Here is a 345-nt window from a genome sequence, read left to right as displayed (position 1 = left end):
CCGAAGTAGCTCAGTTGGTAGAGCATCCGGCTGTTAACCGGCAGGTCGCAGGTTCGAGTCCTGCCTTCGGAGCCATTTTTGCTTCCATAGCTCAGTAGGTAGAGCGCATCCATGGTAAGGATGAGGTCGTCGGTTCGATCCCGGCTGGAAGCTTACGGCTGCTTGCAAAAAGCGAGCAGCATTTTTCTTTATGAAAGGTCACAAAAACTCTTGCACGACCTTTTTCAACATGCTACAATAATTCTTGTCCTGTGAAGCAGCGACATACTGGAGGATTAGCTCAGCTGGGAGAGCACCTGCCTTACAAGCAGGGGGTCGGCGGTTCGATCCCGTCATCCTCCACCA

The 345-nt window shown here is 52.2% G+C and carries 2 tRNA genes; both read left to right on the top strand.

The features are described from left to right. The first annotated feature begins 80 nt into the window (after positions 1 to 80). Positions 81 to 153 (top strand) — tRNA-Thr (locus AB5N96_RS13590). 116 nt (positions 154 to 269) lie between these two features. Next, a tRNA-Val gene (locus tag AB5N96_RS13585) sits at positions 270 to 345 on the top strand.

The organism is Chryseomicrobium imtechense (assembly GCF_041475995.1).
Taxonomy (GTDB): Bacteria; Bacillota; Bacilli; order Bacillales_A; family Planococcaceae; genus Chryseomicrobium; species Chryseomicrobium aureum.
This window is presented reverse-complemented; position numbering and strand designations above follow the sequence as displayed.